The sequence below is a fragment of the Bifidobacterium sp. UTCIF-38 genome, from assembly GCF_006454495.1.
Lineage (GTDB): Bacteria > Actinomycetota > Actinomycetes > Actinomycetales > Bifidobacteriaceae > Bifidobacterium > Bifidobacterium callitrichos.
In genome coordinates, this window is record NZ_JFAL01000006.1 from 102,382 (window position 1) to 116,856 (window position 14,475).

Consider the following 14,475-nt stretch of genomic DNA (forward strand, 5'->3'; position numbering starts at 1 on the left):
AGAGCAGAAGGCCATAACCAACATGCAACTATTCCGAACCAAATCCGTCGAGCAGACCATCGCCGAAACCGGCGAGGAGGGTCGCACGCTCAAGCGCAACCTCACGTGGTGGGATCTGTCCATCATGGGCGTCGCCGTCGCCGTCGGCGCCGGCATCTTCTCGGTCGGCGCGCAGGCCGCCGCGTTCCACGCCGGCCCCGCCGTCATCATCAGCTTCCTGATCGCCGGCATCGTATGCGGCGCGGCCGTCATGTGCTACGCCGAATTCGCCTCGATGATCCCGGTGGCGGGCTCCGCCTACACCTTCACGTACACCACGGTCGGCGAGATCATGGCGTGGATCATCGGCTGGGACCTGATCTTGGAGATGCTCATGGCGGGTTCCGTGATCTCCAAGTACTGGGGCGTCTATCTCAACGACTTCATGCGTCTGATGGGCTGGGACGCCAACACGAACATCGCCATCGGCTCGTTCAACCTCGACGTCGCCCCGATCATCATCGTCGCGTTCTTCACCACGCTGCTCGTGTTCGGCACCAAGATCGGCGCCCGCGTGGACGGCGCGATGACCGTGCTCAAGATCGCGATCGTGTTCTTCGTCGTGATCGTTGGCTTCTTCTACGTCAAGGCGTCCAACTTCACGCCGTTCATCCCGCCGAGCGAGCCCGCCTCCAACGTGCAGAGCTCCGCGGCCGTCGCCGGCGCGATGGGCCAGCCGCTGTGGCAGTGGGCCACCGGCATGACCCCGTCCATCTACGGTGTGCCCGGCATCCTGTCCGGCGCGGCGCTCGTGTTCTTCGCGTTCATCGGCTTCGACGTCGTGGCCACCGCCTCCGAGGAGACGAAGAACCCGCACCGGAACGTGCCGCTCGGCATCGGCGTCGGCATGGCGCTGATCATCGTCATGTACATGCTCGTCGCCGTCGTCACCACCGGCATGGTCTCCTACAAGGATCTCGCCAAGCAGGACAGCCCGTCGCTGGCCACCGCGTTCGAGCTGGTCGGCGCCAACTGGGCCGCCAAGATCATCAGCTTCGGCATCGTGCTGGGGCTCGCCACCGTCGTCATGGTGCTGCTGCTGGGCCTGACCCGCATCGTCTTCGCGATGAGCCGTGACGGCCTGCTGCCGCGTAGCCTGTCCAAGACCGGCAAGCACGGCACCCCGGCCGGCCTGCAGATCGGCGTCGGCGTGGTCGTCGCCCTCGTCGCCGCATGCTTCGACATCGGCGTCCTCTCCGACATGGTGAACATCGGCACGCTTTCCGCGTTCACGCTCGTCGCGATCTCCATCCCGATCATGCGAGCCAAGCGCCCCGACCTGCCGCGCGCCTTCAAGATGCCCGGCAATCCGTGGATCCCGATCCTCATCGGTCTGGCGAACCTGTGGCTCATGCTCAACCTCACGGTCCTGACCTGGATCCGTTTCGTCGTGTGGCTCGTCGTCGGCTTCGCGATCTACTTCGGCTACGGCTACTGGCATGCGCGACTCGGCAAGGGCGACCTGACCGACAAGCTCTCCGCCGAAACCGACAAGGCGGTCAACGGCTGAGTCAACGGTTGAGTCAACGGCTGACGCGGCAGGGGACGCGGCGAATGCGGCACAGCGAGTCCGCGCGCGAGACTATCCTTAGAGCAGTTTGATCTAAGGAGGATCCGATGCCATACGTTGTCGCTCAGCCTTGCGTTGACGTCAAGGACAAGGCCTGCGTGGACGAGTGCCCGGTCGACTGCATCTACGAGGGCTCCCGCTCGCTGTACATCAACCCGAACGAGTGCGTCGACTGCGGCGCGTGCGAGCCGGTCTGCCCGACCGAGGCCATCTTCTACGAGGATGATCTGCCGGACGAGTGGGCCTGGTACAAGGATGCCGCCGCCAACTTCTTCGCCGAGGTCGGCGATTTCGGCGGCGCCTCCGCCCACGGCCCGATCGGCAAGGACCCCGAGCAGGTCGCGGCGCTGCCCCCGCAGAATCAGGACTGATCGCCTCCGATCGCAAGCGGGTACGGGCGTTTCCGTATCGAAATCCTCCCCACCACGGGGAGGATTTTTCGTAAGACGGCTATCCTTGTTGCACAACCGTTCCCGCTTTTCCGGTCCCGGCGCTCCATCGCGAACGCCCGGCAAGCCGGCGAGGCGGGACAAGCAGAGAGAAAGGCTTCACGCCCATGGGTTTCCACGCGTATTCATCGCCGTATGACTGGTCCCGCATCGCGGGCTACAAGAAGACCGCGCAGACGGTCGAAGGCGGCATGATCGACCTGTCCGTCGGCTCCCCGGTCGATCCGGTCCCGGCATCCGTGCGGGACGCCCTCGCGGGCGGATCCGACGCGGCGAACGCCCACGGATACCCCGTCACCGCAGGCACCGCCGACCTCAAGGGGGCGATCGACTGGTGGTTCCGTCACCTGCGCGGCGTGGACCTGAAGTCGATCAACGCGGCCGTCGTCCCCACCGTCGGCTCCAAGGAGGCCGTCGCGCTGATGGCCTCGCTGCTGCATCTGGGCGAGGGCGACGTCGTCGTCCAGCCGAAGGTCTCCTACCCGACGTACGAGATCGGCACCCAGCTGGCCGGGGCGACGGTGCTCAAGGTCGACGACGTGGCCGACGTGGAGTCGTGGCGGCACGTGCCGAACGTGAAGGCCGTATGGGTCAACTCGCCGTGCAACCCCACCGGTGAGGTGCTCGGCGCCGACTGGCTCGCCGACATCGTGGCGGCCGCGCGTTCGATCGGCGCGGTCGTCCTGTCCGACGAATGCTACGCGCTTATGGACTGGCGGTCGGCCACGACCGCCTCGATCGCTCCGGCCGCCGAATCGAACGAAACCACCGCGGCCGACGCATTCAACCTCTCCGCCACGCCCTGCGCGCTGAACCTGCGCGTGTGCGAGAACAGCGCCGACGGCGTGCTCGTCCTCTACTCGCTGTCCAAGCAGAGCAACATGGCCGGCTATCGCACCGCGCTCATCGCCGGCGACTACCGGCTCGTCACGGACATGGCCGAATACCGCAAGCAGATCGGCCAGATCATCCCCGGCCCGGTGCAGGCCGCCATGGCCGCCGGCCTGCGTGATGTCGAATCGGTGCGCGAGCAGTGGAGCCGCTACCATGATCGGCTGATCCGACTCGTCGACGCCCTGCGCGCGCACGGCTACGACGCGGCGATGCCGTCCGGAGCGCTGTACGTGTGGGTCAGGGCCATCACCGGCGACTGCTGGGCCGACATGGCCGATCTCGCCCGTATCGGCATCATCGCCAGCCCCGGCGAGTTCTACGGCGCCCCCGCATACCTTCGCTTCTCCGCCACCGCCACCGACGAGGCGGTCGACGCCGCCTGCGCCCGCCTGCGCGCCGCGTGATTGCCTTGTCTGCTACGCGCCGAACTTGACCGCTTGATTGCCGAACCGTTGCCGCACCGCATCCAGTGCGGCCTCGGCCCGGCGTCTTCGATCGCTCGTCGTGCTCGCATCGGCGCTTTCCGCCTCCTCGATCATGTCGTCCAACGACGGCTGCACCGCCGTCGCAGCCGTGTCCGATAGACCGCTGGCGCTCATCCCCGCCAGCCGGATCAGCTTCGGCAACGGGGTATCGCCCGCATCCATATCCATCCCCAGCATCTCATGCAGCAGACGCACGCACTGCGGATACAGGGCGCTCGCCGTATCCACCGGGCGCTGCAGCGTACGCGACCGCGTGCGATAGCTCAGGTCGGCGAACCGCAGCTTGACCGTGACCGTGCGCGCCACGAAACCCCGGCGACGCAGCGAGCCGGCCACCTCATCGCACGCCTCGCGCAACAGACGACACACCACACGCTGATCGGTGGTGTCCTCGAGCAGCGTCTCCTCCGAGCCGATCGACTTCTCCACGCGAATCGGCGTCACCGTGCGATCATCAAGACCGCGCGACGCCATCCACAGGCCGTGCGCGGCCGCCGGAGAGCCGGTCGCCCGTTGCAGCGTCTCCATGCTCGTCGCCGCCAGATCGGCCACCGAATCGATGCCCCACGAGTTGAGCCGCTTCTCCAGCGACGGGCCGATGCCGGGAATGCCGCGCAACGGCATCAGCTGCACGAACTCGGCCGACCGGGCCTTCGGGATCAGCAGCATGCCGTTCGGCTTGGCGTTCGTCGACGCCATCTTCGCGATGAGCTTGTTCGCCGCGACGCCCACAGAACAGGTCACATGGAACCGGCGCTCCACCTCGGCGCGGATCCATGCGCCGATCGCGCTCGGCCGTTTCCAGGCGAGCAGCGCGCCCGAGACATCCATATACCCTTCATCGACCGACACCTGCTCCACCTGATCGGTGACGGCGTGGAAGACGGTGGTCATGATCTCGCGTGACACCGACCGGTAGTAGCGCATGTCCACCGGCAGGAAGACGCCGTCCGGGCACAGCTGACGGGCGCGGGCCGAAGGCATCGCCGAGTTGATGCCGTATCGTCTCGCCTCGTAGCTGGCGGCGGACACCACCGAGCGCGGGCCCGTGCCGATGATCACCGGTCTGCCCTTGAGCTCCGGGTGACGCGCCACCTCGAGCGAGGCGTAGAACGCGTCCATATCGATATGCAGCACGGTGCATCCGGTCTCGTCGTGCCCCCAATCGCGTTTGGCGGCGGCCAGTCTCGGTGCGGTGCTCATATCGCCGATTGTAGCTGTATGCTGAGGCTCCTCTCTTCGGATCTCGGTACCGCGGTCGGCCATGCCGTCCTGTTCACGACACGCTCAAGGCCGCTCGGCCAGGCCTACGGTCGTGAACAGGACGGCACGGCCGACCGCTCGTGTGTCTGGATTTTCTACCTTCCTACGTGGTTCGATCGTGGACTTCGTCCACTTTTCTGTCCGTATCATGACTGCGTATCGTGGGGGATCGGTGGCATTAGGCGGGGGAGCGCGGCTCGTGTAGCGTTGACGGATATGAAGAGAGCTGTGGTCGATGTGCTGAACCGTGTGCCTGTTGTCGTGATCGTCGTATGCGAGGCGATCATTATCTACTCGGCGACCGCCATCGCCAAACTCGCGTTCACGCAGCTCGACCCGCTGTACGCGGTGTGGTATCGCGTCGGATTCATGGCGGTGCTGTTGCTGCTGTGGCGTCGTCCCTGGTCCGCGGCCAAACGCGCGCACCTGTTCCGCCGCGATGCGCGCAGCTGGGGCTGGGTGGTGCTGCTCGGCGTGTCGCTCGTGCTCATGAACACGATGTTCTACGTCGCGATCAGCAACATGGACATGGGCATCGCCGTCGCGATCGAATTCGTGGGTCCGCTGTCGGTCGCCGTGATCACCGGACACAGCTGGCGCGAACGGGTCGGCATCGCCATCGCGGCGGTCGGCGTCGTCCTGCTCGCGGGCATCTCGCTCGCCAACCCGGACGGCAACGGCAACTTCCTCATCGGCCTGGTCGCGATCCTCATCGGCGGATCGATGTGGGGCGTGTACATCGTCACCGGCCGGCACATCGCCTCCGGCGGCAACTCGCTCGACAACCTGTGCATCGCGATCGCGATCGGCTGGGCTTTGCAGTCGCTGTTCCTCGGCGTTCCCGCAGTCCGGCATCTGGTACATCCCAAGGCGAGCGCCACGTGGGCGCTCGAACCTGCAGGGCCGCTGAAGCTGTTCGGTCTGTTGTTCGTCGTCTCGCTGCTCGCCTCGTTCTTCCCCTACGTCATCGAACAGGTCACGATGCGTCGCGTGACGCCGGCCGCGTTCTCCGTCATGCAGTCCATCAATCCCGCGGTCGCGATCGCGGTCGGACTGTTCCTCGGCGAGATACCGGGCGTCGCCGAGATGATCGGCGTCGGACTGGTCATCCTCGCCGTGATCGTCACCTTCTCCGGTGACAACACCCCGGCTCCGGGCGACTGATCATACCTTGGGAGATTTCAGGGTCATCATCCCCGAAACAGGGGGCGGCCATCCGCTCGGACTGGATGAAAGGGGATACCGGCGTCCTGAGCGTCCTGAGCGTCCTGAGCGTCCTGAGCGTCCTGAGCGTCACTTATTCCCGAAGTTCGTCCATTGCTCGGGAATAAGTGACGCCCAGAAATCGCCAGCGTCACATATTCCCGAGCAATGGGGTGATTTCGGAAAAAAATGACGCTGAGGAGCGAGAGAGGGGTGAAGGGAGCGCTGTGACGGTCGATTGAACGTGTGTCGGTTGGTTTGACGGGTGTCGGTTGGGTGAGCAGAGGGGCGATTGGCTGAAAGGTTGAGCCATGGGAACTTTTGTGGTGCTTTTGGGGCTCCGTGGCGAGCGCTGGAAGGCCTTGAAACCGTTGGAATACCGCCGTTTTCGGCATGAAAAAAGGGATTCACGGTTTCCCGTAAATCCCTTGATCGCGGAGTGAGGGGGATTCGAACCCCCGAGCCGCTAACGCAACTAACACCTTAGCAGGGTGCCCCTTTCGGCCACTCAGGCATCACTCCGTGTTGCATCAGACAGGCGTTGTCGCAGTCTGAAGCGCAACAGCATGTAACTATACACCATGATCGAGGTGCGACCCGCCAAATCGAAGAAAAAACAAAAATCCGTCAGACGAATCAGAAATTCATGCGTCTGACGGCGCTTTCTATGAAGCTCTCCGGCACCGCCCTGTGTAAACACGTGTAGGCGGAGCCGGAGGTACGCCATTGTCCGTCCGTCTCCGCGGACTATTCTAGACCTAAACAACCGACGACACCCCCCCCGAATCGCTGTGATCGTCATGACGCAGTCGCATGTCGGAGCGGAGTCGTGAGGGCACAGAGAGCGGGAGTCAGAATGGTCCGGAACAGTCGCCATAGCGGAAGATATACCGGTCGTCATACCGGTGAATACGGTCGTCACGCCCGTACCGGAGGCGGGAGCAGAGCGGCATCGCGCGCGATCGCCATATTGGCGGCCGTGCTCGCCGTCGCGCTTGCGGTCGCGCTCGGCGCCGGGGCGAGGGCGATGATCGAACGCTTCGGAACCGCACCCGCGCCGAGCGCCGCGAACGGGGCTGGATCCTCCGCCGGCGCGCTCGACCGCCCCCAGACCGCGCCCAAGCCGGTCGCCATCGAACACCACGGCAATTCGCCCGACTGCCCCGACCAGGACTGCATCGCGATGCTCGTCAACGGCGACCTGCTCTTCCATCCCAACCTGTGGAAGCACTTCGCCTCCGCCAACACCGCGGCGACCGACGGCACGGCGTTCGACTTCGACCCGCTGTTCGAGCCGATGCGCAAGTACATCCAGGCCTCCGACATCGCGGTATGCGAGTTCGAGACGCCGATCGCCCAGCGCGGTGGCCCCTACACCGGATGGCCGGTGTTCAACATCCCGCCCGAGGTGGCCGACGCGGCACAGCATGTCGGCTATCACGCGTGCACGCATGCGACCAACCACTCCTGGGATCAGGGCGCCGCCGGCATCGACCGGTTGTGGGACACGCTTGCGGCGAACGGCATCGCCCAGACCGGCTCCTACAAGACCGAGGAGGACTCCCTCAAACCCCTGGTCATCGACTCGCCGACCGGCGGCGGCAAGCTGGGACTCGTCACCGGCACCGTCTCGCTCAACGGCATGACCGCGGACGCCGATTGGCGCGTGGACCGTCTGCGTCAGAGCGGCGACCCCAACCACGATTCGGACATCCGCCGGCTCGTCGACAAGGCGAACAAGGCGCGCGAACAGGGCGCCGACGTGGTCGCCGTCGCCATGCACTCCCTGCAGGAGTACCTCGACTATGCGGACTCCTACCAGCAGTCCGAGGCGCACGCGCTCGCCGACACCGGCGCGTTCGACGTCATCTACGGCGCCGGATGCCACTGCGCGCAGCCGATCGAGCATTACAACGGCACCTGGATCATCTACGGACTGGGCAATGCGGTGAGCGTCGTCAGCACGATCCCCGGCCATGACGTCAACAATCAGGGCGTCACCGCGCGCATCCAGTTCGCGGGCCGCAAGGGCGTGAAGGGCTCATGGCGGGTCAATCGCATCGACTGGGTGCCCAGCGTGAGCATGCGTCAGGGCTCCTATGCATGGTGCCCGATATCCTCCGACAAGCCGGACGGCGTATGCAATTCCGAAGCGGCGGACACGGCGCAGCGTCAACGCATCTCCAAGGTGATCTATTCGATGGGCGCCGATCCGAACGTCGTACGCGAATGGCGTCTCACCGACGAAACGTCGTCGACATCGACCAAGTAGTCCAAATAGGCCGGATGAAAATACTAAGGTGGAGACTATGACCGAGAAGACCACGATCACACAGAGCAACGGCATACAGGGCAACGGCATACGGAGCAACGGCATCGGTGGCACCGCAACGGCGTCCGCTCCGAGGGTATTCGAAACGCAACCCGAACGCGACGACCTGCCGCTGGTCGTCATGCCGTCCGCCATCGTCTCGATCATCGCACCGTTCAAGGCAAGACTGGAGGCGCTGCGCGACATCGCCCGGGTGCGTATCTTCGAGGAGTTCACCGAGGACGCCGACACGATCGCGCGACGCGTGGCCGACGCCGACGTGATGATCAACGCCGGTCCGCACATTTCCGACGATCTGCTGCGCCGCATATCGGCAGGCGTTCGCGCAGGCGGCGAGGAGGGCGGCCATGTCAGGTGCATCGTCTTCTCCGGCACCGGCGTCGCCAGCTACATCAACCTCGCGCTCGCCCGCGAACTCGGCGTACGCGTCTGCAACGCCGAACACTACGGCGACAATGCGGTGGCCGAACACACGTTCGCCCTGCTGTTCGAACTGCTACGCCACGTCGGCGAACTCGACGACCGTATGAAGCGAGGCGGTTGGGGTGGGCCCCACGCCGACGGCCTCCAGCTCGCCGGCCGCAGACTCGCCATCATCGGACTCGGCGGCATCGGCTCCACCGTGGCGCGCATCGCGAAGGCCTTCGGCATGGAGGTCACGGCGTGGAGCAGCGGACACACGCCCTCCGCCCGATTCGCCGAACTCGGCGTCACCCCGATCGCGGATATGAACGAGCTCATCGCCGCGGCCGACGTCGTCTCCATCCACCTGCCGCTCATCGACGGCGCCACGCGCGGACTCATCACCGCCGACAATCTCGCGCATCTCAAACCCGGCGCGATGCTTGTCAACACCGCCCGCGCCGAGGTCATCGAACCCGGCGCGCTCGCGGCCCGTCTCGCACAGGGCGACGTGGCCGCGGCACTCGACGTGTACGATCGGGAGCCGCTGCCCGCCGACGACCCGTTGCGTGCGATGCCCGGGGTCGTACTCACCCCGCACGTCGCATGGCGCACCGATGGCGCGTTCTCGGACCTCACGCGCCAGATGGTCGAGGCCACGCGCGCCTTCCTCACCGGCGGCGAGGTCAACGTCGTCGTCTCCGAGCATGACGCCGAGCATGACGCCGTCGAATCCGGCGCACGGCGGAACTGAGCCGGCCGATGCAGACGATCCTTGACCCCGTGAACGAACCCGCGCATGACGCGTTCGTTGAGAAGAAGTCCGAGTTCATTGGCGACGCCGCGCACGTCGACACGCTCGACGAGGCGCTCGCCTTTGTTGAATCGATCCGCGAACGTCACCCCAAATCCCGTCACGTCGCCTATGCGGCCGTCACCGGCGGTGCCGACGGGCGTGTGGCCGAACGCATGAGCGATGACGGTGAACCGTCCGGCACCGCCGGCAAGCCGATCCTCGACGTGCTGCGTGCCAACGATCTGACCGACTGCGTCGTGGCTGTCACCCGCTATTTCGGCGGCATCCTGCTCGGCTCCGGCGGGCTCATCCGCGCGTACTCGACCGGTGCCTCGATCGCCGTCAAGGCCGCGCGCAAGGCCGCGATCGTGCCGTGCCGACGCTATCTCGTCTCCCTTGAGTACCCGCAGCTCAAGCGATTCGGGCAGATCCTCGCCGCCGTCGACGGCACGCAGTCCGACGAGACGTACGCGGCCGACGTCACGCTCGTCGCCTCGATGCCGCTCGACAACACCGCACGCTTCGAGGAACTCGTCACGGAGACCTTCAACGCGACCGTGACCCCGGAGCCTATGGACGTGGTGAACCGCGCGGTCGCCCTCGACTAGGAACTAAGCTGATACCCATGACCGATCAACAAGCCGACCAATCGACCGACCAGTCGACCGAGCAGCAGTTCGAACCGCTGACCGTCACCTACGAGCATCTGCGCCATTCCACCGATGCCGCCGAACTGTCCGAGTTCGCGCGTCGTGATCTGCCGGACCGGGCCGATCAGGCCGCGTTCTCCCGCGCCACCGCACTGCTGGAGGCCGTGGGCGGCAATCCGAACACGCCGGTCGAGGACCGTGTCTTCCTGGCGCAGACCATGCCGTTCCCGAACGTGCTGGTCAAACTGGCGAAGGACCCCGATCCGGCGGTGCGCAAGGCCGTGGCGGGCAATGCCGACGACAAGAACTGGCTGGTCGGACGCCTGACCAAGGACCCGGTGCCCGAAGTGCGCGACACCGCCCTGCGCAACAAGAAGACCTCATGGAAGATGCGTCTCGAGGGCGCACAGAACCCCGAGGTCGATGCCGCCACGCTCGCCTTCCTCGCCACTCTCGGCACCGAGATCGAGGAGGGGGCGCCCGCGGTGCTCTCCTCGATGGTACGCCGGGCGGTCGCGCTCAACCCGAACACCACCGACGAGACGCTGAACAAGCTCGCCGACGATCCTTCCGCAGAGGTGCGTCACGCTGTCGCCAAACGACGTAACGCGTGACCGTCTCGCCATAGTGCATCGCCAAGTTTCACGCGGTGTTTCACGCCGGTTCATCTGCCGTCCAGCGGAGTGTTTCCAAGACGTTTCCGAAGGCGTTTCTGCGGTCTCGCGCACGGTCGTGGCATAGGGCGTTTTTTCCGTGCGGGCGCTACACTTGGAACCATGACAGAGAGAACGGAAAGTGCGGAGCGTCTTGAGCGCCCGCTCATTCAGCTGGCCAAGCTTGTAGGCATCGGCACCAGTTATGTCGGCATGAGCAACGACTACCACGAGATCGATGATGACGTCCTCGTGGCGGTGCTCGCCGCACTCGGTGTCGACGCCTCCAGCGACGAGGCGATCGCGCAGTCAAGCAAGCGCATCCGTGATGCGCGTCGCACCCGACTGGTCGCACCGACGCTGCTGCACACGGTGGGTGAGGAGACCCGCATCCCGGTGAATGTCGGCGTGTTCGACATCCCGTCCGCCAAGATCACCCTGGAAGACGGCACGCGCTACCCCGGCAGGATCGCCTACGGTCCCGGCGACGGCTCCAAGGCCTACGTGCTCAACGACAAGTTCATCACCACCGCGGCGCTCATCATCCCCGCGGACCTTCCCGCCGGATACCACACGCTGCACGTCAGCGTGGCCGGCCGCAAGCAGGACGCCACGCTGATCAGCGCCCCCGCGCGAGTCGAGCTGCTCGACCAGATGAAGTACGGCCACCTGTGGGGATGGATGGCTCAGCTGTACTCGATCCGCTCCGCGAACTCGTGGGGCGTGGGCGACTTCGAGGATCTGTCGAATCTGCTGGTGGATTCCAAGAAGCACACGGGCAGCGACTTCATGCTCATCAACCCGGTGCACGCCGCCGAGCCCGTCTCTCCGCTCACTCCGTCCCCGTACCTGCCGATCTCCCGCGGTCTGGTCAACTTCACGTACATCCGTCCCGAGGCGATCGAGGAGTACCGGCTGCTCGGCAAGGAGAGCCTTGACCAGATCAACCAGCTGCACGCCACCGTCGAACCGCTCAACGGCGATTCCCAGCTGATCGATCGCGATGCGATGTGGCGCGCCAAGATGCACGCCCTGTGGATCATCTTCAAGGTCGGTCGCAGCCCGGTGCGTCAGCAGGAGTTCGACGATTTCGTGCACGAGGGCGGCGATGCCCTCGAGGGCTACGCCACATGGTGCCTGTGCTACGACAAGTGGGGCGCACCCAGCCGTGAATCGACGAACTGGGAGCAGCGTCTCGACAAGAACTCCGCCGAGGTGGCCGCGCTGCGCCAGCAGTTCCCCGACACGCTCAACTTCTACCGCTGGCTCGAATGGATCGCCTCCCAGCAGCTCGACCGCGCCCAGAAGCGCGCCCGCGAGAACGGCATGCGCATCGGCATCATGGCCGATATGGCCGTCGGCGTCCACCCGCTCGGCTCCGAGGTGTGGTGGAACCCGGAGAGCTTCGCCAAGGGCGCCACCGTCGGCGCTCCACCGGACATGTTCAACCAGCAGGGTCAGGACTGGAGCCAGCCTCCGCTCAACCCGATCGTGCTGGAGAACACCGGATTCGCCGCCTACCGCAATCTGGTGCACAACATGTTCTCCCACGCCGGTGCCGTGCGCATCGACCACATCCTCGGCCTGTTCCGCCTGTGGTGGGTCCCGGCCGACAAGAAGCCGATCGACGGCGCATACGTCTACTACAACTCCGACGTCATGCTCGGCATCCTCGCGCTCGAAGCGTCCCGTGCCGACGGCGTGGTCGTCGGCGAGGATCTGGGCGTCGTGCCGGATTACGTGTCCGATTCGCTCAAGAAGCACGGTCTGCTCGGTTGCGCGGTCGAATGGTTCGAGCAGTTCAACGGCACGTTCCGTGCTCCGTCCGACTGGCGTCCGTATGCGCTCGCCTCGGTCAACACGCATGATCTGCCGCCGGCAGCCGGCTATCTGGAGTTCGAACACGTCAACATCCGCGAACGCCTCGGTCTGCTGACCGGTCCGAAGGAGGAGTTTGAGCGGTCCGCCAAGGCGGAACAGGATGCGATGCTTCGCATGCTGGTGGAACAGGGCTACCTGCAGGATGCGCTCGCCGAGGACGTCAAGACCAATGAGGCTGCGGTCATCGAGGCGCAGTACCGTGCGCTCAAGGGCTCGCCGTGCAAGCTGCTCGCCGCCTCCATCACCGATGCGGTGGGTGAGAAGCGTGCGCAGAACCAGCCGGGCACCAACAACGAGTATCCGAACTGGCGCATCCCGCTCGCCGACGGCAACGGCAACGTGGTGCCGGTCGAGGGCCTGTTCGCCCGCGAGTCGGTCCAGCGCATCGCCAACATCATGCGCGACTAGCGTCTGGTCCGCCGTCCGGACAGATTCGTCCCGGAGCCAGACGGGCACAAGGAAAACGAGAAAACGTCCGATCCTATAGGGTCGGACGTTTTTCGTTCATCCGGACGTCTGTTGGCGTCCGATCCTGTAGTATCGGACGTTTCATGTCACGCGTAGAGCCTCTTTTCGTCCGATTCTGCAGGATCGGACGTGCTTCGGCGTGTGTGGCACGCCTCGACACGCCCGGTGCGATGTCATGCCCGGCGATATACTAGTGGATTGTTGTGTTTCCCTAAGGGGTCCTTCAAAGCGCTTTCCCACTCGCCATCGAGGACTTTCAGGGAGCCCACGGATAAAGAGGTCTGAGGCCTCTCGGGCCGCGCGTCTCCTACACGCACGCCGAGCAGCCGAAGCCCGGAACACAATATAGAAAAGGTAGAACAGTGAAGACTTTCACTCCGAAACCAGCCGATCTGACTCATGACTGGTACGTCGTCGACGCCACCGACGTGGTGCTCGGCCGTCTCGCCTCCCAGGTTGCTACCCTGCTGCGTGGCAAGAACAAGCCGACCTTCGCGCCGCACGCCGATTCTGGCAACTACGTTATCGTGATCAACGCTGACAAGATCGCGCTGACCGGCAACAAGATGGGCAAGGAACTCTACGCGCACTCCGGCCGCCCCGGTGGTCTGCGCCGTGACACCTACGCCCAGCTGCTCGCCAACAAGCCCGAGCGCATCATCACCGCTGCCGTCAAGGGCATGCTGCCGAAGAACCGTCTGTCCAAGGTGCAGCTCACCCGCCTGCGTGTCTTCGCCGGCGCCGAGCACCCGCACACCCCGCAGAAGCCGCAGGTCTTCGAGATCCAGCAGGTTTCTCAGCAGGCTAAGTGAACCGAAGGGAGATAGAGAACATGGCTGAAAACACCAACAACTCCGCGGTTCAGGAAACCGAAGAGGAGCTCACCAGCTACACCACCGAGACCAACGCCGGCGCTGGCACCGGCACCTCCGCGATCGAGCCGGGCTACGGCACCGGTCGTCGCAAGGAGGCTGTCGCCCGCGTCCGTCTGGTTCCGGGCTCTGGCAAGTGGACCATCAACGGCCGCACCCTGGAGGAGTACTTCCCCTCCAAGCTGCTGCAGCGTGAGGTCAACTCCCCGATCGTCCTCCTCAAGCTTGAGGGCAAGTTCGACGCTATCGTCCTCGTCGACGGCGGCGGTACCACCGGTCAGGCCGGCGCCATCCGTCTCGGCGTGGCCCGCGCGCTGAACGCCATCGATCGCGACGCCAACCGCGCCGCGCTGAAGAAGGCCGGCATGCTGACCCGTGACGCTCGCGTCGTCGAGCGCAAGAAGGCCGGTCTGCACAAGGCCCGTCGCGCTCCGCAGTTCTCCAAGCGTTGATTTTCGCGCTTGTCGCTGCACGCGATACGAAACCCCGTCACCGTTCGTTCGGTGGCGGGGTTTCGC

Annotated in this window: 12 protein-coding genes and 1 tRNA gene; 11 read left to right on the forward strand and 2 right to left on the reverse strand. The window is 65.1% G+C overall.

Annotated elements, in window-relative coordinates:
* The first annotated feature begins 22 nt into the window (after nucleotides 1-22).
* From BW11_RS02765 to dapC, 3 genes are all read left to right on the forward strand, one after another.
* Entirely contained in the window at nucleotides 23-1,549 is a 1,527-nt protein-coding gene (locus BW11_RS02765; RefSeq protein WP_140444520.1) for an amino acid permease, read from the forward strand.
* Between the two features lie 107 nt (nucleotides 1,550-1,656).
* Complete coding sequence (gene fdxA / locus BW11_RS02770) at nucleotides 1,657-1,980, forward strand: ferredoxin (RefSeq protein ID WP_043164583.1); 324 nt, start codon at nucleotides 1,657-1,659, stop codon at nucleotides 1,978-1,980.
* A gap of 185 nt (nucleotides 1,981-2,165) precedes the next feature.
* Nucleotides 2,166-3,356 carry a succinyldiaminopimelate transaminase gene (dapC, locus tag BW11_RS02775; protein WP_140444519.1) on the forward strand — a complete coding sequence of 397 codons (1,191 nt, stop codon included), beginning with the start codon at nucleotides 2,166-2,168 and terminating at the stop codon, nucleotides 3,354-3,356.
* A 12-nt stretch (nucleotides 3,357-3,368) separates the two neighbouring features.
* Here the strand turns inward: dapC and dinB are convergent, their stop codons facing one another.
* Nucleotides 3,369-4,640, reverse strand: a complete 1,272-nt coding sequence (dinB, locus tag BW11_RS02780; RefSeq protein WP_140444518.1) for a DNA polymerase IV — start codon at nucleotides 4,638-4,640, stop codon at nucleotides 3,369-3,371.
* Nucleotides 4,641-4,916: 276 nt separating this feature from the next.
* On the opposite strand from dinB, the gene BW11_RS02785 reads away from it, so the two are divergent.
* Nucleotides 4,917-5,864 (forward strand): DMT family transporter, encoded by a 948-nt coding sequence (locus tag BW11_RS02785; protein ID WP_140444517.1) that lies wholly within the window; start codon nucleotides 4,917-4,919, stop codon nucleotides 5,862-5,864.
* A 474-nt stretch (nucleotides 5,865-6,338) separates the two neighbouring features.
* Here BW11_RS02785 and BW11_RS02790 read toward each other — a convergent pair.
* Nucleotides 6,339-6,425, reverse strand: a tRNA-Ser gene (locus BW11_RS02790).
* A 457-nt stretch (nucleotides 6,426-6,882) separates the two neighbouring features.
* Here BW11_RS02790 and BW11_RS02795 point away from each other — a divergent pair.
* From BW11_RS02795 to rpsI, 7 genes are all read left to right on the forward strand, one after another.
* A complete protein-coding gene (locus tag BW11_RS02795; RefSeq protein ID WP_375137625.1) occupies nucleotides 6,883-8,175 on the forward strand; it encodes a CapA family protein in 1,293 nt (430 codons plus the stop codon).
* Between the two features lie 181 nt (nucleotides 8,176-8,356).
* Complete coding sequence (locus BW11_RS02800) at nucleotides 8,357-9,391, forward strand: D-2-hydroxyacid dehydrogenase family protein (protein ID WP_052119025.1); 1,035 nt, start codon at nucleotides 8,357-8,359, stop codon at nucleotides 9,389-9,391.
* Nucleotides 9,392-9,399: 8 nt separating this feature from the next.
* Nucleotides 9,400-10,041, forward strand: a complete 642-nt coding sequence (locus tag BW11_RS02805) for a YigZ family protein (protein ID WP_043164555.1) — start codon at nucleotides 9,400-9,402, stop codon at nucleotides 10,039-10,041.
* A gap of 17 nt (nucleotides 10,042-10,058) precedes the next feature.
* Nucleotides 10,059-10,697 carry a HEAT repeat domain-containing protein gene (locus tag BW11_RS02810; RefSeq protein ID WP_052119012.1) on the forward strand — a complete coding sequence of 213 codons (639 nt, stop codon included), beginning with the start codon at nucleotides 10,059-10,061 and terminating at the stop codon, nucleotides 10,695-10,697.
* 162 nt (nucleotides 10,698-10,859) lie between these two features.
* Nucleotides 10,860-13,025, forward strand: a complete 2,166-nt coding sequence (gene malQ, locus BW11_RS02815) for a 4-alpha-glucanotransferase (RefSeq protein WP_140444514.1) — start codon at nucleotides 10,860-10,862, stop codon at nucleotides 13,023-13,025.
* Nucleotides 13,026-13,447: 422 nt separating this feature from the next.
* Entirely contained in the window at nucleotides 13,448-13,897 is a 450-nt protein-coding gene (gene rplM, locus BW11_RS02820; RefSeq protein WP_043164549.1) for a 50S ribosomal protein L13, read from the forward strand.
* A 20-nt stretch (nucleotides 13,898-13,917) separates the two neighbouring features.
* Nucleotides 13,918-14,409: a 30S ribosomal protein S9 gene (rpsI, locus tag BW11_RS02825; RefSeq protein WP_043164548.1), complete on the forward strand. Its 492-nt coding sequence runs from the start codon at nucleotides 13,918-13,920 to the stop codon at nucleotides 14,407-14,409.
* The last annotated feature ends 66 nt before the right edge of the window (nucleotides 14,410-14,475 follow it).

What these genes read in the sequence shown, in the direction of transcription:
- malQ (WP_140444514.1), top strand. Translation starts at nt 10,860, where the DNA reads ATGACAGAGAGAACGGAAAGTGCGGAGCGTCTTGAGCGCCCGCTCATT.
- BW11_RS02785 (WP_140444517.1), top strand. Translation starts at nt 4,917, where the DNA reads ATGAAGAGAGCTGTGGTCGATGTGCTGAACCGTGTGCCTGTTGTCGTG.
- dapC (WP_140444519.1), top strand. Translation starts at nt 2,166, where the DNA reads ATGGGTTTCCACGCGTATTCATCGCCGTATGACTGGTCCCGCATCGCG.
- BW11_RS02810 (WP_052119012.1), top strand. Translation starts at nt 10,059, where the DNA reads ATGACCGATCAACAAGCCGACCAATCGACCGACCAGTCGACCGAGCAG.
- BW11_RS02805 (WP_043164555.1), top strand. Translation starts at nt 9,400, where the DNA reads ATGCAGACGATCCTTGACCCCGTGAACGAACCCGCGCATGACGCGTTC.
- dinB (WP_140444518.1), bottom strand. Translation starts at nt 4,640, where the DNA reads ATGAGCACCGCACCGAGACTGGCCGCCGCCAAACGCGATTGGGGGCAC.
- BW11_RS02765 (WP_140444520.1), top strand. Translation starts at nt 23, where the DNA reads ATGCAACTATTCCGAACCAAATCCGTCGAGCAGACCATCGCCGAAACC.
- fdxA (WP_043164583.1), top strand. Translation starts at nt 1,657, where the DNA reads ATGCCATACGTTGTCGCTCAGCCTTGCGTTGACGTCAAGGACAAGGCC.
- rpsI (WP_043164548.1), top strand. Translation starts at nt 13,918, where the DNA reads ATGGCTGAAAACACCAACAACTCCGCGGTTCAGGAAACCGAAGAGGAG.
- BW11_RS02800 (WP_052119025.1), top strand. Translation starts at nt 8,357, where the DNA reads ATGCCGTCCGCCATCGTCTCGATCATCGCACCGTTCAAGGCAAGACTG.